The sequence below is a fragment of the Sphingomonas sp. SORGH_AS_0870 genome (assembly GCF_031453175.1).
GTDB lineage: Bacteria > Pseudomonadota > Alphaproteobacteria > Sphingomonadales > Sphingomonadaceae > Sphingomonas.
This window is the reverse complement of sequence record NZ_JAVIYW010000002.1, coordinates 2,377,745-2,398,847: the sequence shown is the minus strand read 5'-3', so window position 1 is coordinate 2,398,847 and position 21,103 is coordinate 2,377,745. Positions and strand designations below refer to the sequence as shown.

General features: G+C 66.0%; 18 protein-coding genes and 1 tRNA gene. 9 read left to right on the top strand and 10 right to left on the bottom strand.

Translation table 11 applies throughout. From position 1 onward, the window contains the following. Window positions 1-57: 57 nt before the first annotated feature. The 9 genes from QE363_RS11255 to rhmD form a co-directional block, all read right to left on the bottom strand. Window positions 58-1,908 carry a hypothetical protein gene (locus QE363_RS11255; RefSeq protein ID WP_309695244.1) on the bottom strand — a complete coding sequence of 617 codons (1,851 nt, stop codon included), beginning with the start codon at window positions 1,906-1,908 and terminating at the stop codon, window positions 58-60. Window positions 1,909-2,132: 224 nt separating this feature from the next. After that, window positions 2,133-2,209: transfer RNA gene (locus QE363_RS11250), tRNA-Pro, on the bottom strand. Window positions 2,210-2,277: 68 nt separating this feature from the next. After that, on the bottom strand, window positions 2,278-2,769 hold the full coding sequence (locus QE363_RS11245; RefSeq protein ID WP_309695242.1) for a nucleoside deaminase: 492 nt from the start codon (window positions 2,767-2,769) through the stop codon (window positions 2,278-2,280). A gap of 64 nt (window positions 2,770-2,833) precedes the next feature. Next, the gene (kduD, locus tag QE363_RS11240; RefSeq protein ID WP_309695239.1) at window positions 2,834-3,589 is read right to left on the bottom strand and encodes a 2-dehydro-3-deoxy-D-gluconate 5-dehydrogenase KduD; all 756 of its coding nucleotides are present in this window, start codon (window positions 3,587-3,589) and stop codon (window positions 2,834-2,836) included. A gap of 5 nt (window positions 3,590-3,594) precedes the next feature. After that, window positions 3,595-4,437, bottom strand: coding sequence for a 5-dehydro-4-deoxy-D-glucuronate isomerase (gene kduI, locus QE363_RS11235; RefSeq protein WP_309695238.1), 843 nt, complete (start codon window positions 4,435-4,437; stop codon window positions 3,595-3,597). A 41-nt stretch (window positions 4,438-4,478) separates the two neighbouring features. Then, window positions 4,479-5,381, bottom strand: a complete 903-nt coding sequence (locus QE363_RS11230) for an amidohydrolase family protein (protein ID WP_309695236.1) — start codon at window positions 5,379-5,381, stop codon at window positions 4,479-4,481. Further along, entirely contained in the window at window positions 5,381-6,130 is a 750-nt protein-coding gene (locus QE363_RS11225) for an SDR family NAD(P)-dependent oxidoreductase (RefSeq protein ID WP_309695234.1), read from the bottom strand. Before QE363_RS11225 ends, QE363_RS11230 begins: the two co-directional genes overlap by 1 nt. Next, window positions 6,127-6,990, bottom strand: coding sequence for a fumarylacetoacetate hydrolase family protein (locus QE363_RS11220; RefSeq protein ID WP_309695232.1), 864 nt, complete (start codon window positions 6,988-6,990; stop codon window positions 6,127-6,129). The genes QE363_RS11225 and QE363_RS11220 overlap by 4 nt, the downstream gene beginning before the upstream one ends. Window positions 6,991-7,000: 10 nt before the next feature. After that, entirely contained in the window at window positions 7,001-8,188 is a 1,188-nt protein-coding gene (rhmD, locus tag QE363_RS11215; RefSeq protein WP_309695229.1) for an L-rhamnonate dehydratase, read from the bottom strand. Between the two features lie 176 nt (window positions 8,189-8,364). On the opposite strand from rhmD, the gene QE363_RS11210 reads away from it, so the two are divergent. The 9 genes from QE363_RS11210 (at window position 8,365) to QE363_RS11170 (ending at window position 19,030) form a co-directional block, all read left to right on the top strand. After that, entirely contained in the window at window positions 8,365-9,129 is a 765-nt protein-coding gene (locus QE363_RS11210) for an SDR family NAD(P)-dependent oxidoreductase (RefSeq protein ID WP_309695227.1), read from the top strand. Window positions 9,130-9,243: 114 nt separating this feature from the next. Then, window positions 9,244-10,047: an IclR family transcriptional regulator gene (locus QE363_RS11205; protein ID WP_309695225.1), complete on the top strand. Its 804-nt coding sequence runs from the start codon at window positions 9,244-9,246 to the stop codon at window positions 10,045-10,047. 104 nt (window positions 10,048-10,151) lie between these two features. Further along, window positions 10,152-10,967, top strand: a complete 816-nt coding sequence (locus tag QE363_RS11200) for a rhamnogalacturonan acetylesterase (protein WP_309695223.1) — start codon at window positions 10,152-10,154, stop codon at window positions 10,965-10,967. Further along, window positions 10,955-12,154: a rhamnogalacturonan acetylesterase gene (locus QE363_RS11195; protein WP_309695221.1), complete on the top strand. Its 1,200-nt coding sequence runs from the start codon at window positions 10,955-10,957 to the stop codon at window positions 12,152-12,154. Before QE363_RS11200 ends, QE363_RS11195 begins: the two co-directional genes overlap by 13 nt. A 2-nt stretch (window positions 12,155-12,156) precedes the next feature. Beyond that, window positions 12,157-13,122, top strand: coding sequence for an alpha/beta hydrolase (locus tag QE363_RS11190; RefSeq protein WP_309695220.1), 966 nt, complete (start codon window positions 12,157-12,159; stop codon window positions 13,120-13,122). Then, the gene (gene rhaM, locus QE363_RS11185) at window positions 13,119-13,436 is read left to right on the top strand and encodes an L-rhamnose mutarotase (protein ID WP_309695218.1); all 318 of its coding nucleotides are present in this window, start codon (window positions 13,119-13,121) and stop codon (window positions 13,434-13,436) included. The genes QE363_RS11190 and rhaM overlap by 4 nt, the downstream gene beginning before the upstream one ends. After that, a complete protein-coding gene (locus QE363_RS11180) occupies window positions 13,433-16,393 on the top strand; it encodes a beta-galactosidase (RefSeq protein ID WP_309695217.1) in 2,961 nt (986 codons plus the stop codon). The genes rhaM and QE363_RS11180 overlap by 4 nt, the downstream gene beginning before the upstream one ends. Before the next feature lie 19 nt (window positions 16,394-16,412). After that, entirely contained in the window at window positions 16,413-17,525 is a 1,113-nt protein-coding gene (locus QE363_RS11175) for a glycoside hydrolase family 105 protein (protein WP_307098567.1), read from the top strand. After that, window positions 17,525-19,030, top strand: a complete 1,506-nt coding sequence (locus tag QE363_RS11170) for an MFS transporter (RefSeq protein WP_309695215.1) — start codon at window positions 17,525-17,527, stop codon at window positions 19,028-19,030. Before QE363_RS11175 ends, QE363_RS11170 begins: the two co-directional genes overlap by 1 nt. Window positions 19,031-19,035: 5 nt before the next feature. Here QE363_RS11170 and QE363_RS11165 read toward each other — a convergent pair whose 3' ends face one another. Then, on the bottom strand, window positions 19,036-20,970 hold the full coding sequence (locus tag QE363_RS11165) for a rhamnogalacturonan lyase (protein ID WP_309695213.1): 1,935 nt from the start codon (window positions 20,968-20,970) through the stop codon (window positions 19,036-19,038). Window positions 20,971-21,103 lie beyond the last annotated feature (133 nt).

Below are 21,103 nucleotides of genomic sequence, written 5' to 3'. Positions count from 1 at the left end.
GCTCGAAAATAATAGCGGTCCTGCTCGAATATGGCGGCTCGGCCGAGATGCCGACACTCACTTCAATCGCACCTTGGCGGCTCGCGTACGATGCTGCCGTCGCTCGGGCGGCCTTAGCCTAATAGGGCGGGTCGCAGGGATGTGCGCGGTCAGCGGCGTCAGTAACTTCAGGGCATCAAGTTTGAGGGAAAGCTCAGCTTCCTCGTCATAGGTCCTTGCGGTTTCCGTCTCGCCCTCGTGGCCAAAGATGTCGCACCGGACTTCGCTGGGAACACGCCCTTTCATGGTCGTGGTTGCCAAGCCGCGGAAGCTGTGGACATCCTTGTCCTTCCATGCCCCGCCGACGCGATGCCGCCATGACGTGCCTTCCGGGAAAGCCCAGTCCCGCAACGGCCTGAACACGGACTTGTAGAACGTCCCGGCGAATGTCGTGGAGTTCGGCGACTGCATTTCCGGAAACAGCATCGTGGATCCTGCGGCGCGCATCGCCTTCACATAGTCGATAAAGCCCAAGCGGATCAGTTCGGGATGGATCGGCAGCCGTCGAATCGACTGGATGTTCTTGAGCGAGCGATCCTCGGTATATTGGATCAGAAAATAGGGGATCGGGTCTTGTTCGAAGACCTCGGCCAAGCCCAGTCCGGCAAGCTCTGAACTGCGCCCGCCATAAAGCGGGAGCATCAGCGGCAGCCAGTACCAGGCGTCGTGGAAGATGTCGGTTCCGGGTTTGAAACGTCCGCCGATACCAGCGCATCCGGTCCAGATCGGCGCGGACAACAGCGTGGCGACTTCCTGCTTGGTCCAGTTGGCACGCTTGTCCCGGTCACGCTTGCGCTGCTTGCGATCGGATTTGCCAAGGCCGGCCCGTGCAACCTTGAAGGACAGCGGCTTGGCCGGTCGATGCGCCTTGGGATCATCCTCTTCGCCCGCCGCATGGGCCAGGACGGCAGCGACCCATGTCAGATGTTTGTTGATGGTGACCTGACTGATGCCGATCTGCGTGGGGTCCATGCCGTTAGCCCGCTCCAGGCTGGCGGCGATGCCACCCGCCTGTTCCTCGCGGGTACGGCCCCAGCGGTTCGGCAAGGCCCGGCACAGGGTCGTGAAGGCGCGAACATGGGATTGGTCCAGATCCTCGATGAAAGCGTCGCCGCCGCAAGCGTGATCGAACAGGCGGATGGCAGTCCGCACCTGCTTGATCGAATCCGTGTCCCAGCCTCCCTCCTTGCTGTACGCGGCGATGCAGTCTTCAGCCGCATCGAGGATGCGTTGTTTCGGTCGCTCGGGCTTTGGCGGCGGAGCCGGCGTGACAATGTCATCCGAGAGTGGTTCTGTAGGCGCAGGGCGCGTGCGTTGTGGCGCGATCTGCTCGAAGGCGAATGGCGCGTCGTCCGCCAACGCGTCGTCGACCCATGCGGCCGTCTCGTCTTCGGTGTCGGGCAGCAGCGCCGTCGCTTCTCGGCAGGCGGCTGCCCGCGCGGCGCAGATCGTCTTGCCCATACGGGCGACATTGTCCTGCGTCGGCATGATGCCGAACGCGGTGACGTAGTTGTCGATCTGGGCCTTGGAGACGGGGTCGTTGTTCTGGAATTCGAACACCAGATCGGCGATCTGCTTCGCGCGCGCCGGCGACCAGCCGGCCGCGATCAGGCGGTCATGCTCGTCCAGCGTCCATTGCGCGCCGACCCCGCGGCGGCCCAGAAAGCCCCAGGCCTCAGCATAGAGGCTATTGATCGACGCATGATGATCGGACGGCGCGGTGGTGCCTGCCTGATCTTCCAGGATGCGCTGCAACTGCCAGCGCAGCGCATCGCTGAACACCTTCTTCAGTTGATCCGGCCTCATCCCCGTCGATTGGCCATAGGCCATGCGCACCCCCTCGATCGCCACATTCAGACGATCGGCCATACACCGCGCATGTTTATAATTTCCCGTTTGAAGGGAAAAGCACAGGGGCACGTGCGTGCCCGCCACCGTGATCTTGCGTCGCCAATGATAGCTGCCGCCGCGCAGCCGCAGGTTCCGTAATCCCATTCCGTCACCCCCAATGGGTACAGCGATGGGTACAGCCGTGGGTTCAACGGTTCCCGATCGCCAGTTAAGCGACGTGAAATCAACGACTTAGATGCGGATGGTCGGGGAGACAGGATTCGAACCTGCGACATCCTGCTCCCAAAGCAGGCGCGCTACCAGACTGCGCCACTCCCCGACAGGGGGTCGCCCTTAGGGGAAGCGGGGCGGTACGCGCAAGGGGAATTTGATCCCGACGCACTTCCCCTACAGGTTCGCCTGCTCCTCACGAGGAAGGTCGGCGTCGGGCGGGTAATAGAGGCTCGCACATTCCTCGCGCAGGCAGCCGCCTTCGATCATGATGTCGTCGCGATAGGCGTCACCGATGAAGGACAGCGTGTCGACATGTCGCGCCTCGAAATACATGGCGTGCACGTCGTCGCGCCCGGCACCATAGACGACCCGCCCCACCTTCGACCAGATCGCGGCCATGGTGCACATCCCGCAGGGCTGCAGCGTCGAATAGAGCGTCGCGCCGCGCAGTTCCATCTCGCCAGTCCCCTCACAGGCGCGACGGATCGCCATCATCTCGGCATGGGCGGTGGCATCGGGGAGCTCATGGGTCTGGTTGCGCTCGGCGGCGATCACCCGCCCGTCCAGGACGATGATCGACCCGAGCGGCGAGGTGGCGGGATCGGAGCCCTTGGACCGCGCGACCGCGATCGCCTGGCGCATCCATCGTTCGTCTTCCTGTGTCATGAGCCTTCAACGCGGCAGTCGCGTTGCCGGTCCATGGCCTGGGGTTGGCACCCTACCCCGACGATCAGCGCGCCAGCCAGCCCCCGTCGACCGCAAGGATATGCCCGTTCACATAGGCGGCCGCGTCGCTCGCCAGAAACACCGCCGCCCCGCCCAGATCGCCGGGGTTGCCCCAGCGCCCCGCCGGGATACGGTCCAGGATCGCCTTGTTCCGGCTTTCGTCTGCCTGGAGTGCCGCCGTGTTGTTGGTCGCGATATAGCCCGGCGCGATGGCATTGACGGTCACCCCCTTGGCGGCCCATTCATTGGCGAGCAGCTTGGTCAGCCCACCTACTCCGCTCTTAGACGCCGTATAGCTCGGCACGCGGATGCCGCCCTGAAAGGTCAGCATCGAGGCGATGTTGATGATCCGACCGCTCCCCTGCCCGATCATGTGCCGCCCGGCGGCCTGGCACAGGAAGAACACGCTTTTCAGATTGGTGTCGATAACCGCATCCCAATCCTCTTCGGTAAAGTCGACGGCGTCAGCCCGGCGGATGATACCGGCATTGTTGACCAGGATATCGAGCCGTCCGAGTTCGGCCAGGGTGGTGTCGACCACCTGCTGCACGGGGGCGATCGTGGACAGATCGGCCGGGATCAGGACGACCCGGCGACCCAGCGCCCGGATCTGCTCCGCCGTCTCTTCGGCGGGGGTACGCCCCACACAGGCAACTTCCGCCCCGGCCGCAGCCAAGGCCACGGCGATCGCCTGCCCTATGCCGGTATTCGCGCCGGTGACGACCGCCACCTTGCCAGCAAGATCAAAGGGATGTGCCATGACCTTTAAGCCAGCTGGCAGATGTCGAGGACGTTCATGTCGGTATAGTCCTGGTTCTCGCCCGCCATCGCCCAGATGAACGCATAGGCCTTGGTCCCCGCCCCCATATGAATCGACCAGGGCGGTGAGATCACCGCTTCCTCATTCTTGACGACCAGATGCCGGGTCGCCTCGCCTTCCCCCATGAAGTGCATCACGCGGTCGTTGGCGAGATCGTCCAGCTCGAAATAGAAATAGATCTCGCTACGGCGCTCGTGAATGTGCGGGGGCATGGTGTTCCAGACGCTGCCCGGCTTGAGCACGGTGAGCCCCATCACCAGCTGCGCGCTGTCGCACACGCCCGGGATAACGAGCTGGAAGATGGTGCGCTCGTTGGATTCCGCCAGGCTGCCGCGCTCCAGCGCGTTGGCATCGGCGATGCCGAGCTTGCGGGTCTGAAACGCCTTATGCGCGGGACAGGACGCCAGATAGAAGCGGGCGCCCTGCCCTTCGAACAGCACTTCCCGAGCGCCCATCGTGACATATAGGCAATCCTTATTGCCCAATACAAAGACCTCGCCATCGACCGTCACGCGTCCCTCGGCGGTGCCGACATTGACGATGGCGAGTTCGCGGCGCTCGAGGAAAGGATGACCGGCGGCCGATGCGGGCTCTTTCTGGTCGGGCAGCTTGACCGGGGCGTCACCCACCGCGACGCCGCCGATCACGAACCGCTCGGCATGGGTATAGTTCAGCACGCACTCGCCGGTGCGGAACAGGTCCGGGATCAGATAACGGTCGCGCAATTCGTCGTTGGAGACGCTTGCCATCATATCGGGATGGGTGGCGTAGTAGGTGCGGTCGTACATGCTCGAAACTCCCATGGTCCTGCGTGAATAGCCGGGCGCGGTCAGCAGCCCAGTCCCAATCGATAGATGCGGTCGGCATTGCGACCGAATAGGGCGCGGCGGTCTTCCTCGCCGAAATCGGCGACAGCGGCGTGACAGGCGTCCATCTGCGCATCGATAGTGCCGAACAGCCGGTCGGTCGGCAGGTCGCTGGCGAACATCGCGCGATCGGTGCCGAACAGGTCGATCACGGTGCGGACCGTGTCACGCACGAAGGCAGGCGTCGCGTCGCGCCGGGCAAAGCCGAAGCCCGACAGCTTGACCGACACCTGCGGGCACGCCGCCAGCGCCGCCAGTCCCCGCCGCCATTCTGCCGGGCCGTCCGGGTCGTCCAGGACCGCCATGCCCGCATGGTTGACGATCACCGGAATGTCCGGGTGCCGGGCGAACAGTTCGGCCAGCGCGGTCATCTGGCCCGGATAGCATTGCAGGTCGAAGGACAAGCCATGATCGGCCAGCCTGGCAAAGCCCCTCTGCCAGGCGGCGTCGCGGGTCACGTCGCGCTCGGTATAGCTTCGCCGGGGATCGGGATGCCAGTTGACGATATGGCGGATGCCCCGCACGCGGGGGTGCCGGGCCTGCGCCGCCAGGATCCTGTCGAGATCGGGGGCGTCGAGCGCGGCGAAGGCGATGATCGCATCGGGGAGCCCCTCGGCATCGGCCAAGCCGTCCAGCCATTCGGTTTCCCTGATCGCATCACCGGGATGGGCGCCCGCATCGACATGCACCGCGCCGACGACATTCCACCGCGCCATCTCGCGCCTGTAATCGGCGGGGAGATAGGTCCGGGCGATCGCCTCGACCGAGCCGTTGGGACCATCATCCGCAAAGGGCGGCGTCAGCCACGGATAGCGCAGCCGCTCCAGGTCCCACAGATGGATATGCGCATCGACGAAGGGGATCATCAGAAGGTCGTCCGCCCCCCCGAGGTGTCGAAGGTCGCCGCGGTGGTGAAGCTGCATTCCTCCGACGCCATGAAGCACACCATCGCCGCCGTCTCGCTCACCTGCCCCAGCCGCCCCATCGGGATTTTGCCGCGCATATAGTCGACCTGGCTCTTGGGCAGTTGCGCGAGGATCGGGCTTTCAAAGGTCGCGGGCGTGATCGCGTTGGCGATGACCCCCTTGCCTGCCAGTTCCTTGCCCAGCGATTTGGTGAAGCCGATCACCCCCGCCTTGGTCGCAGAATAGGCCGAGGCGTTGGGATTGCCCTCCTTGCCCGCGACCGATGCGACATTGACGATCCGGCCATAGCCGTTCGCGAGGAGATGCGGCACGACCGCGCGGCAGCAATAGAAGACGCCGTTCAGATTGATCTCGACCACCCGTTGCCAGCTGTCGAGCGGATAGTCCTCGACGCAGGCCGTCGCGCCGGTGATCCCCGCCGAACAGATGAGGATATCGACCTTGCCCAACGCCGCCACGCTGGCGACGGTGGCATGCTCGACCGCCTGGCAATCGGAAATATCGAAGGATTGGCAATGTGTTGCACCGACATCCTCCGCCACTTCCGCAAGTTTTACACCGTCGACATCCCATAGCGCCACCGATCCGCCCTCGGCGACGATCCTCCGCGCGACCTCTAGGCCCAGCCCCGATGCCGCCCCCGTGACGATCGCGGACCGCCCCGCAAAGCGCCCCTCGAAGAGGGTCACGCGGGCAGTTCCGTCGCAAAGGGGATGCAGGTCTGCCGCTGCTCGCCCAGCTTCGCGATGCCCAGATGCATGGTATCGCCGGGCTTGAGGAAGATTTTGTCGGGCTTCTGCCCCTCACCCACCCCCGGCGGCGTGCCGGTGATCAGTAGGTCGCCCGGATGGAGGGTGATGAAGCGGCTGACATAGGCGATGCATTCGGCGACCGGGAAGATCATCGTCCGCGTGTTGCCGGTCTGCATCCGCCGTCCGTTCACGTCCAGGAACATGTCCAGTTCCTGGCAATCGCCGACCTCGTCCGGCGTGACCAGCCAGGGTCCGACAGGTCCGAACGTGTCGCAACCCTTGCCCTTATCCCACTGACTGCCCAGCTCTTTCTGGAACGCACGCTCAGACACGTCATTCGCCAGGACATAACCCGCGACGTGGTTCAGCGCATCGGCCTGCTCGACATAGCGACAGGTCGTGCCGATGACGATGCCCAGTTCGACCTCCCAGTCGGTCTTCTGGGCATCCTTCGGGATCATCACGGGGTCGTTGGGGCCGGTCAGGCAGGAAATCGCCTTGGTGAAGAAGATCGGCTCGGGCGGCGGCTCCAGTCCCGATTCCTTGGCATGGTCGGCATAGTTCAGGCCGATGGCGATGAACTTGCCAATCCCGGCGACGGGGACGCCGTAGCGCGGCTCGCCCTCCACCAGCGGCAGCGTTTCGGGATCGACCGTGCGCAGGCGTTCCAGCGCTTCGGGCGTGATGGTGGCGGGCGTGACGTCGTCGATCACGCCAGACAGGTCGCGGATCCGACCTTGCGCATCGACGAGACCGGGCTTTTCCGCGCCCTTTTGACCATAACGGCAGAGTTTCATGCGAAGATCCTCAATGGGTATAGGGGCGGTGAAGCGGCACATCGGCGTTGAGTTCGACACCGAAGCCGGGCTTGTCGAGCGCACTGGCCCGGATACGGCCATTCTGCGGCACCGGCTCACCCAGCAGTTGCGGCGCGAACATCGGCACCACCTCGGTCGGGCCCGGGTGCATCATCAGGAATTCGGCGAAGGGCGAATTGTGGCGGGTGATGACGAAATGATAGCTGTACACCGATGAGCCATGCGGGATCATCATCACGCCCCGGCTGTCGGCATAGTTGGCGATCTTGATCAGCTCGGTCACGCCGCCGCACCAGCCCACATCGGGCTGGATGATGTCGCAGCAGCCCATGTCGATCAGCATCCGGAAACCCCAGCGGGTCGCCTCATGCTCGCCGGTCGTGACCAGCAGTCCCGGCGGCGCCTTTTTGCGCAATTCGGCATAGGCCCAATAGTCGTCGGGGCTGAGCGCCTCCTCGATCCACTTCAGGCCGCATTCGTTCCAGGCATGATGCGCGAGCCGCGTGGCATAATCGAGGTCGAGCGCCATCCAGCAATCGTACATCAGCCAGAAATCGTTGCCGCACTTGGCCCGCATGTCGGCGAGCAGGGCGATGTTCTTCTCCATTCCCTCCAGCCCCTCGGCGGGACCGTGGTGGAGCGGCAGCTTGCCGCCGATGAAGCCCAGTTCGCGGGCGATATCGGGTCGCGCGCCGGTGGCGTAGAATTGCAGCTCGTCGCGCACCGCGCCGCCCAGCATGTGATAAACAGGCTCGCCACGCAGCTTGCCCAGCAAGTCCCAAAGCGCCAGGTCGACGCCGGAGATGGCGTTCACCACCAGCCCCTTGCGGCCATAATATTGGGTCGAGAAATACATCTGGTCCCAGATCTTCTCGACCTCGACCGGAGAGCGTCCTTCGAGGAAGCGGGCGAGGTGCTTCTCGACGATATAGGCCGCAGGCTCGCCCCCGGTCGTCACCGCGAACCCTACCGTGCCGTCCTCCGCCTCGATCTCCACGACCAGCGTGCCCAGCACGTTGATGCCGAAACTCTGCCGGGACTGGCGATATTCGGGATAGCGGCTCATCGGCGTGGCGATGTGGTCGTCGATCCAATGGCCCGCGCCCTGATCGTGATAATCCGCGCCCGCACCGCGCGCGACGAAGGCGCGGACATGCTTGATCCGCGAGAGGGTCATCGCCCACCCTCGCTGGCTTGCGTCGTTCGGCCACCGCCCCGCATCCGATCCTCCCGGCTTTACTTTCTCACTTTATGGAATAGGATGCTAATTGTTGAGACTTCGGGCGTCAATCGGTTGTTTTGCGAAAACCGATGGCCAAGGTGGAGCCGGTGGACAGGATGAGGAGCAAGGCCGTGAAACTGCTGGAAGGAAAGACCGTCGTCGTCACCGGTGCCTCCACGGGGATCGGCCGGGCGATCGCGATCGGCGCGGCCGAACATGGCGCGGACGTCGCGATCAACTATGCGCGCGATTCGGACGGCGCAGCCCAATGCGTCGCGGGGATCGAGGCGCATGGACGGCGCGCGGTCGCCATCCAGGGCGACGTCGCCGATCCCGCCACCGCGACCGACTTCATCGCGCGGGCGGCGAAGGCGCTGGGCAAGGTCGACGTCATGGTGTCGAACGCGGGCATCTGTCCGTTCCACGGCTTTCTCGACATGCCGGTCGAGACGTTCGAGCGGACGATGCGGGTCAACCTGCATGGCGGCTATTATATGTGCCAGGCGGCGGCGCGGCAGATGGTCGAGCAGGGGCATGGCGGATCGATCATCGCGGTCTCCTCCATCTCGGCGCTGGTCGGCGGCGAATTTCAGACCCATTATACCCCAACCAAGGCGGGCCTGCACTCGCTGATGCAGTCGGCGGCGATCGCGCTGGGGCGCCATGCCATTCGCTGCAACTCGCTGCTTCCCGGCACCATCCTGACCGAGATCAACAAGGAGGATTTGGCCGACGAGGCCAAGCGTTGCTATATGGAGGGCCGCGTGCCGCTGGGCCGGTTGGGCGTGCCAGAGGATATGGTCGGACCCGCCGTCTTCCTGGCCTCGGACATGGCGCGCTATGTGACCGGCGCGGCTCTGCTGGTCGATGGCGGCGCATTCGTGAACCTGCAATAGGGACGGGCGGGGGCTGGCGCTTTCCCCTCGACATGCGGACGTGAGAAAGGCAAACACTTCCACAATATGGTACGCGCTGGCAGCAAATGCGGCGCGTCAGGAGAAGATGTTTCCATGCCCGCATCCGCCAAATCCCCCAAGACCGAAACCGGCGAGACCAAGGGCCCGACGGGCAGCCAGACCCTGCTGCGCGGGCTCGACCTGATCGACGAGGTGTCCGACCGCCCGATCGCGCTGGCCGAACTCGCCGAGCGGCTGGGGCTGACGCGCAGCACGACGCATCGGCTGGCCAGCGCGCTGATCGACCGGCGCTTCCTGATCTTCACGCCGCGCCAGGGCTATCGCCTGGGGCCGAAGCTGCTCGAACTGGGCTTTCTGGCGCAGCAGCAGGCCGATGTCGTCCAGATCGGGCGCGATCATATCGAGGCGCTGGCCGCCGCGTCCGAGGACACGGTCCATCTGGGCGTCCGCGACGGCGACAAGGCGCTGTATCTCGACAAGATCCCCGGCCGCCGCCGGGTCGACATCTCCAGCCGCGTGGGCGATCGCCAGCCGATGACCTCCACCGGGCTGGGCAAGGCGCTGATGCTGGACGACGAGGCGAAGCACTGGCGCCAGCGTTTCGACGACGAGCGGGCGGGCGATCCGCATGCGCCCAACTATGACGTCTGGCTGGAGCGGATGCGCGGCTATGTGGGGCTGGGCTGCGCCTATGACCTTGAGGAGAATGAGGATCAGATACGCTGTGTCGCCGCGCCGATCCGCGACGCCAGCGGTCGCATCGTCGCCGCGATCAGCGTCTCGAGCGCCGCGCAATATATGTCGGACGAACGGATGACCGCGCTGACCGCCGATGTGCTGGGGACCGCGCATGCGATCAGCCGCGACTTGGGGTGGCGGGAAAAAGATCGCCGCTGACCTTATTCCAAATCCCAAAACCCTCTTGCACTATGTGGGATATAGGCACATAGTTTAGGAAAGCGGATCGAAACAGGTCCACGACAGGGCGAGGGAGCGGGTGCATGACGAAGCGTCATCGGACGGCTGTCAGGATAGGGGCGGCCTGCGCGTCGTTGCTGATCGTCGGCGCCTCCCCCGCTTCCCTGCCCCCGGCACGACTGTTCATCGCCAGCGACTCCACCGCGCAGGACTATCGGCCCGACAAATATCCGCAATCGGGATGGGGCACGATGCTCCGCTGCGCCTTCGGGCCCGAGGTCTCCATCGCCAACCATGCGATGGCGGGGCGCAGCACCAAGAGTTTCATGGCGGAAGGGCGGCTGGACGCGATCGCCCGCGACCTGCGGCCCGGCGACACGCTGCTGATCCAGTTCGGGCATAACGACGCCAACCAGGCGAAGCCCGAACGCTATGCCCCCATTCCCGAATATGAGAGTAATCTGAAGCGCTTCATCGCGGTCGCACACGCCGCCGGAGCCCGACCGGTGCTGCTGACCCCGGTCACGCGTCGCGCGTTCAAGGACGGGCATGTCGTGCCCAGCTTCCCCACCTATTCGGACGCCGCCAGGCGGGTGGCGGCGCAGGAGCATGTGCCCCTGATCGACCTGGCCGCCTTGTCGGAACATTGGATCGACGGGCTCGGGCCGGACGGATCACGGGTCTATTATCTCCATTATGCGAAGGGCGAGGGCCTGCCGGGCTTTGCCGAGGCGGTGGATGACGACACCCATTTCAGCGAGCTGGGCGCGCGCCGGATCGCCGATCTGGTCGCGGGCGGATTGGCGGGCACCCATTTGCCGATCGCCCGCCATGTGCTGAAGAAGCGCGCAAGCCTGACCCGCGCTACAGCCGCAGGCGGGCCGTCATGCGCCGGCTGATCGCCGTGGCGGCGCTGGCGGGGTCGGCGATGGCCACGGCACAGGCGCCGGTGCGGGACTTCGTCATGGCCGCGAATGCCGACCACCGCTTCGATGGCGATCACGGGTTCGAGGCCGATCGGCACCTTTTCTCGGTCGCGGTGCCGCCGGGCAATTATGCCGTGACCGTCACGCTGGGCGATCCTGCCCGCGCGAGCGACAACACGATCAAGGCCGAGAGCCGCCGCCTGATGCTGGAGGCGGTTCGGACACGCGCGGGCGAGTTCGTCACCCGGCGCTTCATCGTGAATGTCCGCACCCCCGCGCTCGCGCCCCCGCCCGCCAACGCGCCGGGCGGCGATGCGGTGCGGCTCAAGCCGCGCGAGATCGGATCGTTCACCTGGGACGATCGGCTGACGCTGGAGATACTGGGCCCGGCGCCCGCGCTTCGCCGCGTCAGCGTCGCCCCTGTCGAGGTCCCGACCCTTTTCCTGCTGGGCGACTCCACCGTGACCGACCAGCCCGCCGAACCGGCCGCGAGCTGGGGCCAGATGCTGCCCGCCTTCCTGACGCCGACCATCGCGGTCGCCAATCATGCGGAGTCGGGAGAGACGCTCAAATCCTTCCTGACCGAGCTTCGGCTGGACAAGGTGCTGGCGAGCGCCAGACCCGGCGATGTCGCGATGATCCAGTTCGGGCATAACGACCAGAAAGCCCAGTGGCCGCAGACCTATGCCGACGCCGCGACGACCTATCGCGCCTATTTGCGCACCTATATCGCCGAATTGCGGCGGCGCGGGGTGACGCCGATCCTGGTGACTTCGCCCGAGCGGCGGCAATGGGGCGCGGACGGGCATATCCGGCCCAGCTTGGGCGACTATCCCGCCGCCGTTCGCGCGGTCGCGGCCGAGGCGGCGGTGCCGGTGATCGACCTGAATGCGGACTCCATCAGTTTCTATGAAGCCTTGGGCAAGGATCGCGCGCCGCTGGCCTTCAACGATCAGGGCCGTGACGCGACCCATCACGGCAATTACGGCGCCTGGGTCCTGGCGCGCGACGTGGCGGAGCGGATGCGGGCGATAGGCTCGCTCGCCCGTTTCGTCCGAAGCGATCTGCCGCCTTTCGACCCGAGCCATCCGCCCGCCCCCGAAACCTTTCGTCTGGCGGCCAGCGGGATGCGCAGCAGCGAACGACCTGCGGGAAATTGACGATGCCCCTCGACCGCCGCACCCTGATCGCCGGACTGTCACTGGTCGCCATGCCCCGCCTCGCGACCGCCGCCCCTGCCCCGCGGCGCTTTCCGATCTGGCCAGGCTCACCGCCGGGGATGCCCAGCCCTGGGGTCGCGGACGCCTTCGTCCAGCGCTCGCCCAACGGCCCCGCCGACGACATCGCCTGGCCGCATATCGCCACCCCGATGCTGACCGTCTGCCCCGCCGCGCGACCGACCGGGGCGGCGGTGCTGCTGATCCCCGGTGGCGGCTATGCCCGTGTGGCGGTGGGGCGCGAGCCTTCGCCGGTCGCGCGCTGGTTCGCCGCGCAGGGCGTGACGGCGTTCGACCTGCTCTATCGCCTGCCGCACGACGGCTGGGCCGCCGGGCCGGACGCGCCGCTTCAGGATGCACAGCGCGCGCTCCGGGTCATCCGGGCCCGCGCGGGCGAATGGGGCATCGATCCAACCAACATCGCCGCGATGGGCTTTTCGGCGGGCGGTCATCTGGCCGCGCGACTGGCGGCGCGATCGGCGCTCGTCACCTATGGCCCTGTCGACGCCATGGACGCGCAGCCGACGACGCTTCTCACCGTCGGGTTGCTCTTCCCGGTCATCACCATGGCCCAGCCCTTCGCGCACGCCCAGTCGAAGCGCGAGCTGCTCGGCCGGGACGCGGATGCCGGGCGGGCAGCTCGCTATTCGGCGGAACGGGACCTGCCCTCCGACATGCCGCCGACTTTTCTGGGCCATGCCGCCGATGACCCCGTCGTGCCGGTCGCCAACAGCATTGCGATGTTCCAGGCGGTCCATGCGCTGCCCCGCCCGGCCGAACTCCATATCGTCGAAACGGGCGGGCACGGCCCCCGGCTGATCGCCCCCGACGGAACGCCGCATCCCTGGCTGGCCCGGTTCGCGACCTTCGCCCACCGCCACGGCCTGAAGATCCCAGGAGACGACGCATGACCCGGCCCATCGCCTTTCGCATGATGCTGAAGCCCGGCATGGCCGAGGAATATCGCCGTCGCCACGACGCGATCTGGCCCGAACTCGCCGAGGCGCTGCGCGCGGCGGGCATTTACGACTATTCGATCTTTCTGGATGAAGAGACGAACGCGTTGTTCGCCGTCCTGCGGCTGCATCCCGACGATAGCCGCGACACGCTGCCCGGCCAGCCGGTCATGCAACGCTGGTGGGACCATATGGCCGATCTGATGGAGGTAAGGCCCGACAATCGCCCGGTCGAAGCCCCGCTGACGCCGATGTTCTACCTCGCATGAGCCTGGTCGCCGCCCTGCTGCTGGCAGGCGCCGCCACGCCGCAGGCTTTGTCGTTGGCCGAGCGCCCGCGCGTCGCGTTCGACCGCCATTCGCTGCTGATCGACGGAAAGCCGACGCTGATCTGGTCGAGCGAATTCCACCCCTTTCGCCTGCCCTCTCCCGACCTGTGGCGCGACATCCTTCAGAAGATGAAGGCGAGCGGGTTCAACACCGTCGCCATCTATATCGACTGGGGGTTCCACAGCCCGAAAAAGGGTGTGTACGACTTCACCGGCATCCGCGACGTCGAGCGGGTGCTGATCATGGCGCGCGAGGAAGGGCTCTATGTCATCACCCGCGCCGGGCCCTATGTGAACGCCGAGCTGTCGCGCGGCGGCTTTCCGGGATGGCTTGTCAATCAACCGGGCAAGGCGCGGACCGACGATCCCGAATATCTGGCGGCGGCTGACGAATGGCTGGACCGGATCAACCCGATCATCGCGCGCCACCAGCTGGGCCGCGGCGGTACCGTCATCCTCCACCAGATCGAGAATGAGCTGGCGCTGACCACCCCCGCGCAGAGCCGCTACATGCAGCATCTGTACGACAAGGCGCGGGCCGATGGGATCACCGTACCGATCTTCCACAATGATCAGGGGCGCAACGGCTATTGGGTGCCCAAGAGCTCGGGCGTGCCGCTGACCGTCACAGGGCCGCAGGAGCTCTATGCGTTCGACGGCTATCCCGGCGGCGTGTGCGGGGTCGACAATGTGCCGACCAAAGGTGCCCCCGCTCCGGACTGGGGCCTGTACGGTCCCGGTGGTGCCAAGGGCGGGGCGAGCGCCTCGCCGCACACGCCCGGTTTCATCGCCGAGTTCGGCGGCGGCTGGTTCGACTATTGGGGGTCGAACGGCATGTATCCATGCAACGCCGTCCAGCGCGGGACCGGCTATCAGCGGGTCTTCTACGGCACCAACATCGCCAACGGCATCGCGATCCAGAGCATCTATATGGGCTATGGCGGCACGAGCTGGGGATGGTTGCCCGCGCCCGTCGTCTATACCTCCTACGACTATGGTTCGGCGATCGACGAGGCGCGCAATCTGCGGCCCAAGGCGCTGGAGCTGAAGCAGCTCGGCCAGTTCCTCGCCGCCGTGCCCGATCTCGCGCGGCTGGAAAAGGCCCCGCCCGTCACCGTCACGGGCAGCGATGCGGTGCAGGTCTATCACGACCGCAATCCGGATACCGACGCACGCCTGTTGTTCGTCGCGCCCAAGCCGTCCAACGCGACCAGCGACGCGCGGTTCACCATCACCGCCGACCTGCCCGACGGACGCTACAGCTTTGCCAGCGAGCTGCATGGCCGTGACGCCAAGCTACTGGTCGCGGGCGTCGATCTGGAGCGGCAACGGCTGGTCTATTCGACGTCCGAATTGCAGACGACGATCCGCCACGGCGCGGAGGATGTCGCGCTGTTCTATGGTCGCACGGACGAGCCGGGGGAAACGGTGCTGCGCTATGCCAGCCCGCCCAAGGTCACGGTCCTGGAGGGACGGGTCGCCAGCGCCTTCGATCCGGCAAAGGGGGACCTGCGGCTGACCTATGCGCATCGGGGTCTGGCGCGAGTGCGGATCACGGGCGGCGGTCGCCCGCCCCTACTGCTGCTGATCGGCGACGTCGCGGCGGCGCAACGTTTCTTCCGACAGGACGGTCTGCTGGAACGCGGCCCCACGCTCGTCCGTCATGCGACGCCGAACCGGGGCACGCTCGACCTGACCGGCGATAGTGAGGACGCCGAGCCGTTGGAGGTCTGGGCCCCGCCGGGCATCCGCACGGTCCGCTGGAACGGAAAGGCGGTGCCCGTCAGCCATTCGGCAAGCGGCAGTCTGGTGGCCCTGCGCCCCCTGCCCGCACCGCAACGCCTGACCCTGCCCGACCTGACCAGCGCGAAATGGCGTCATGCGCCGGGGTCGCCGGAGACGGGCATGGACTTCGACGACACCGGCTGGACCGTCGCAGGGACCGCCCGCAACGTGGCAACCATCCGCCCACCGACCGGCCAGCCCAATCTCGGGGCGGATGCCTATGGCTTTCATGACGGCGATGTGTGGTATCGCGGTCGCTTCACCGGCTCGGCGGACGCGCAGACCGCGACCGTGCATTACGGGGCGGGCGGCGCGGGCATCGTCCAGCTGTTCCTCGACGGAACGCTGATCGGCCAGCACGAACTGGCAGGCGGCCTGCCCCGGCCGATCACCACCGGCGTCGCGGAATTCATCCTGCCTCGCCGGGCCCAGGCGCCCGGCGAGCATGTGCTGGCGGCCATGGTGCGGGTGAACGGCCATAACTGGGACCTCGACGTCGATGACGCGCACAAGGAGCCGCGCGGGCTGATCTCCGTCTCGCTGGCCCGGCCGGGCGGCAAGAGCTTCGCGGTGCCGATCGCGTGGCGAATCCAAGGGCGAGCGGGCGGCGAGGACCTGCGCGATGTCGCGCGCGGACCAAGCAACAATGGCGGCCTTTATGGCGAACGCATGGGCTGGACGCTGCCGGGCTTTGCCGATGAAGGGTGGCAGGCGGTCACGCTGACCGAGGCGAAGCCCCATGCCGGGACCGACTGGTATCGCACCACGTTCGACCTGTCGGTGCCGAGCGGCGAGGATGTGACCTTGGGCCTGCAGATCGGCGATGCCGATACGCCGCGCTCGCCGGGGCGCTACCGGGTGCTGATCTTCGTCAATGGCTGGAATATGGGCCAGTTCGTCGCGAATGTCGGGCCGCAGCGGGTCTTCCCCATCCCCGAGGGCATATTGCGCCATCGCGGACGCAACACGCTGGCGCTCGCCGTGACGAGCGACGGGGCGCCCGGCAACGTGATCGAGCCGGTCCGGCTCGTCACCCTCCATCATGCGCGCGGCGGCGTCGCGGTCACCGACGTGGCCGCCCCGGCTTACCGCGACCTCTATCCCACCCCCTGATCCTTCGGAGAGCATTCCCGTGGCAGCCCTTACGCACGACATACCCCGCGCCGAGGTGACGGCGCAGATCGCCAGGCTGATCGACAATCTCGTCAACATCCGGGACGAGACCGGCGAGTTCCTGCTCCGTCTGGACGATGGCCGGGTGATCGACACCAAGGGGTGGAACGATTGGGAATGGACCCACGGCATCGGCCTGTTCGGCCTCTACCGCTATTGGGAGCAGACCGGCGACGAACAGGCTTGGGACGTGATGCTGAAATGGTTCGAGGACCGTTTCGCGGCGGGCACCCCGACCAAGAACATCAACACCATGTCGCCCTTCCTGACGCTCGCCAATCTCTATGAGCAGACCGGCGACCAGACCTATCTGCCCTATCTCGACATCTGGGCCGAATGGCTGATGGCCGATGACGGCCTGCCCAAGACGGAGGAAGGCGGGTTCCAGCATATCGTCTTCAACGACGAGAACCCGCAGGAGATGTGGGACGATACGCTGATGATGAGCGTCCTGCCGCTCGCCCGCATCGGCCAGATCCTGAACCGCCCGCATTATATCGAGGAGGCCAAGCGCCAGTTCCTCGTCCACATCAAATATCTGTTCGATCGCCAGACGGGCCTCTGGTATCATGGCTGGACCTTCGACGGCCGCCACAATTTCGCAGGTGCGCTGTGGGCGCGCGGCAATTGCTGGGTGACGATCGCGATCCCCGAGATCATCGAGATGCTCGACTTGGCCGAGGGCGATGCCTTCCGCACCTTCCTGATCGATACGCTGGCGGCGCAGGTCAAGACGCTGGCCGAACATCAGGACGAGAGCGGGCTGTGGCATACGCTGATCGTCGATCCGACCAGCTATCTCGAAGCATCGGCGACCGCAGGCTTCGCCTATGGCATCCTGAAGGCGGTGCGGAAGGGCTATCTGCCGCGCCGTTACGAAGCGGTTGGGATCAAGGCGATCCGCGCCGTGCTCGCCAATATCGACGAGCATGGCGAGCTGAAGCAAGTCAGCTTCGGCACCGCGATGGGCGACACGATGCAGTTCTACAAGGACATCGCGCTGACCTCGATGCCTTATGGCCAGAGCCTGGCGATCTGCGCGCTGGGCGAATTTCTGCGGACCTATATCTGATGCCCGCCGCCACCGGGTCCCCGCCCACACGTCGCGTTCGCTGGTATAATTTCGCCGCCTATGGATCGAACGACATTCTGGGCGCGGGCTCGATGGCGGTCATCAGCACCTGGGTGCTGTTCTTCTACACCAGCTTTTGCGGCCTGTCGGCGGCGCAGGCGACGCTGATCTTCGGCATCGCCCGCGTGCTGGACGCGGTGGCGAGCCCGACCATCGGCTATATCTCCGACCGGTTCGGCGACACCTGGGCGGGCCGCCGGTTCGGCAGGCGGCGGACCTTCATCCTGGCGGCTATCCCGCTGCTCCCCTCCTTCGCGATCATGTGGGTCGCGGGGCAGAGCTTCTATTATTATCTCGTCACCTATGTCCTGTTCGAGCTGGTCTATGCGCTCGAGATCATTCCGTTCGAGACGCTGGCCGCCGAGATGGCGAGCGACTACCGGACCAAGGCCAAGTTTGCCGGGTGGCGGATCATGTGCGGCCAGATTTCTGCGATCCTCGCCGCCATCCTGCCGGGCCGGTTGATCGAGCATCTGGGGAAGGATTCGCCCGACACCTATTTCTATATGGGCCTGTTATTCTCCGCGCTGTTCATGGCCTCCGCGACGATGCTCTATCTGTTCAGCTGGGAGCGACCACGCTCGGCCGAGACCATGGCGTTGGCGCGCGAGCGGTTGACCCCGCTGGCCGCGATCCGCGACCTGTACCGCAACCTGTTCTCGACCCTGCGAATCCGGGCGTTCCGGCTGCATCTGGGCATGTATCTGGGCGGCTATATCAGCCAGGACATCTTCAATGCCGCCTTCGCCTATTTCGTCGTCTTCGCGCTCGGCGGCACGACGCTGGCCGTGTCCAACCTGGCCGGGCTGACCTATGCGGTCCAGACCCTCGCCGTCCTGCTGGCGATCAACTTCGCGCTGCGCGCCTCTCCGGCGCGGGCGTACCAGATTGCGGGGGGCAGCTTCGCGCTGGGCGTCCTGCTGTTCCTCGGCCTGTGGTGGACAGGCCGGGGCGCCAGCGGCTGGGTCTTCGTGCTGCCGGTCGCGTTCGCGGGACTGGGGCGCGGCGCGCTCAACTATATTCCCTGGGCGACGTACAACTACATGGCCGATGTCGACGAGATCGTCACCGGCCGCCGCCGCGAGGGCGCGTTTGCGGGTGTCATGACCTTCGTGCGCAAGATGTCGCAGGCCGTTGCGCTAATCGCGGTCGGCCAGATCCTGCAGGCGTCGGGCTTCGTCGCCGGTGCGGCCAGCCAGTCCCCGGCGACCGTCCACGCCATCGTCGCGGTGATGGTCGGCGGCACCCTCGCGCTGCTCGCCTTCGGGCTAGGGGTGTCGCTCCGCTTTCGGCTCGACCCGGCATCCCATGCCGTGCTGATGGACGAGATCGAGCGGCTCCGCACCGGTGAGCGCGAACCCGCCAGCCCCCGGACCCGCGCGGTGGTCGAGGATCTGTCGGGCTGGCGCTACGATCAGCTCTGGGGGCGCAATCCGGTGCTGTGACCGGGTCACTCCGGTCGTTCGGAAGGCCTGGTCATGCCCAGATAGAAGCCGGTGTGCGGCGGCTGGTTATAGGCGGTGTTCTGCCAGGCGATCCCGGCGCGATAGACCGGGTCCTGGAGCAGCGTGGTGATCCTGTGCGTCGTCGGCCAGGGCGTCGTATAGATGCGCAACTCGCGATTGTCGGCGCTGCGCCACACCACCTCCTCGCGCCAGTCGCCGATCAGGTCAGCCTGTAGCGCGGGGTTGGCCTTGGTCCCGTTATTGGATGCCGCCCCCTCCGCCACCAGCAACGGCTCGGCCTTGCCGGTCGTCCAGTTCCATTTCGAGATGGTCGTCCCGTCGAGCAGTTCGCGAAGAAGATCGCCGTCCCACCAGATGGCGAAGTTGGTCTGGCGCGGATGTGGGCCGACCGATACGCCGTGGACGTCGTAGAGATCGGGCTGGTTCGATCCCCACATCTCCTCGCCGACATGGCGCGGGTCGATATCGGCGGACAGGCCGCGTCCGGTGTCGCTGGTGGCGGGCTTGGTCCATAGAATTTGCCCGGTCCGCGCATCGAGCAGCGCCGATCCGATTCCGCCATTCTTGCCGACCTGCTCGTGCACGCCGAACTTCTCCAGCCCCGGCCGGGCGGGATCGAGATCGCCGACATGCATCGCATCGCCGTGATAGAGCGGCTGCGTCCACAGTCCCTTGCCGTCCGCATCGACCGCCATAGAGCCGTAGATGACGTCGTCGCGACCGTCTCCGTCGACATCGGCGATGCTCAGCTGGTGGTTGCCGCGATCGACATAGTCCTGATGGCCCGGTTGGTCGGTGTCGAACAGCCAGCGCTCGGTCAGTTGGCCGTCGCGATAGTCCCAGGCGGCGATCGCCGTGCGCCCATAATAGCCACGCCCGAAGACCATGCTGGGACGCCGCCCGTCGAGAAAGGCGACCCCCGCCAGAAACCGGTCGACCCGGTTGCCATAGCCGTCCCCCCAATGCGCGGCCATCCAGGCGAAACCCGGATCGTGGCGCGGCCCGCGCGGCGGATCATAGGCCTTGGTGGCCAGCGCCTTGCCGGTCATGCCGTCGAACACCGTCAGATATTCGGGCCCGGTCAGGATTCGTCCGGCGAGCCTGGCGACCATGCGCCCGTCGGCGGTCATGTGCGCGCCGGTCCTGTCGGCCTGCGGCACCTCTCCGTCATGCTGGCGCCAGTCGGCCTTGGGATCGCCGATCACATGCCCCTGTCCATCGACCGTGCCGTCGGCGGTCTTCATCGCCACCTCGGTCCGACCGTCGCCGTCGAAATCCTGCACCAGAAACTGGGTATAATGCGCCCCGGCGCGGATATTGGGGCCGAGGTCGATCCGCCACAGACGCTTGCCCGCCAGCGTATAGCCGTCGAGATAGACCCGTCCGGTATAGCCGCTCTGGCTGTTGTCATGGCTATTGGTGGGGTCCCATTTCAACACCAGATCGGGCTGCCCGTCCCCATCCAGATCGCCCAGCCCCACATCATTGGCGGTATAGCCATAGGCCTCGCCATCCGGAGTGACGCCGCCCGGCGGCGGGTCGAGCGGAATCGACGTATAGCCCTTCGCCCAGACCGGCACGGCCGGGCTGACCGCGCCCGCCGCGCCCGGCGCGATCATTCGCACCGCATAGCGGCTGGCGGCGCTACCCCCGGCATCGCGGAAATTGGTCGAGCCGGTGATGGCGGAAGCAGAAATCCTGCGTCCGTCGCGAAACACCTCGAACCCCACGCCTGGCGCATCGCTTGCCAGCGAGCGCCAGCTGACCAGCACCCCGCCCCCGATGGCGGGCACCGCGACGACGCCGCGGTCCCATTTTTCGGCCTGGCGCTCCGGCGCTGGCGCGGCCTGGACCGGACAGACGGCCGCCATCATCACCCATGATGCGATACCGCCCCTGATGAGCCGCCTGCCGATCATGCCTCTCTCCTATCCCAAATAAGCACGGCGATCCGGGTCATATGCCGCCTTTCGCATTGCCTGACAGCACCATAGCCCAACGAGTCAAAATTCCAATCTATATGATTGCATTCCACATTGTGGTTATATACAC

Excerpts from the sequence above, each read along its gene's own strand:
- QE363_RS11255 (WP_309695244.1), bottom strand. The coding sequence starts at position 1,908 with ATGGCCGATCGTCTGAATGTGGCGATCGAGGGGGTGCGCATGGCCTAT.
- QE363_RS11245 (WP_309695242.1), bottom strand. The coding sequence starts at position 2,769 with ATGACACAGGAAGACGAACGATGGATGCGCCAGGCGATCGCGGTCGCG.
- kduD (WP_309695239.1), bottom strand. The coding sequence starts at position 3,589 with ATGGCACATCCCTTTGATCTTGCTGGCAAGGTGGCGGTCGTCACCGGC.
- kduI (WP_309695238.1), bottom strand. The coding sequence starts at position 4,437 with ATGTACGACCGCACCTACTACGCCACCCATCCCGATATGATGGCAAGC.
- QE363_RS11230 (WP_309695236.1), bottom strand. The coding sequence starts at position 5,381 with ATGATCCCCTTCGTCGATGCGCATATCCATCTGTGGGACCTGGAGCGG.
- QE363_RS11220 (WP_309695232.1), bottom strand. The coding sequence starts at position 6,990 with ATGAAACTCTGCCGTTATGGTCAAAAGGGCGCGGAAAAGCCCGGTCTC.
- rhmD (WP_309695229.1), bottom strand. The coding sequence starts at position 8,188 with ATGACCCTCTCGCGGATCAAGCATGTCCGCGCCTTCGTCGCGCGCGGT.
- QE363_RS11205 (WP_309695225.1), top strand. The coding sequence starts at position 9,244 with ATGCCCGCATCCGCCAAATCCCCCAAGACCGAAACCGGCGAGACCAAG.
- QE363_RS11200 (WP_309695223.1), top strand. The coding sequence starts at position 10,152 with ATGACGAAGCGTCATCGGACGGCTGTCAGGATAGGGGCGGCCTGCGCG.
- QE363_RS11195 (WP_309695221.1), top strand. The coding sequence starts at position 10,955 with ATGCGCCGGCTGATCGCCGTGGCGGCGCTGGCGGGGTCGGCGATGGCC.
- QE363_RS11190 (WP_309695220.1), top strand. The coding sequence starts at position 12,157 with ATGCCCCTCGACCGCCGCACCCTGATCGCCGGACTGTCACTGGTCGCC.
- rhaM (WP_309695218.1), top strand. The coding sequence starts at position 13,119 with ATGACCCGGCCCATCGCCTTTCGCATGATGCTGAAGCCCGGCATGGCC.
- QE363_RS11180 (WP_309695217.1), top strand. The coding sequence starts at position 13,433 with ATGAGCCTGGTCGCCGCCCTGCTGCTGGCAGGCGCCGCCACGCCGCAG.
- QE363_RS11170 (WP_309695215.1), top strand. The coding sequence starts at position 17,525 with ATGCCCGCCGCCACCGGGTCCCCGCCCACACGTCGCGTTCGCTGGTAT.
- QE363_RS11165 (WP_309695213.1), bottom strand. The coding sequence starts at position 20,970 with ATGATCGGCAGGCGGCTCATCAGGGGCGGTATCGCATCATGGGTGATG.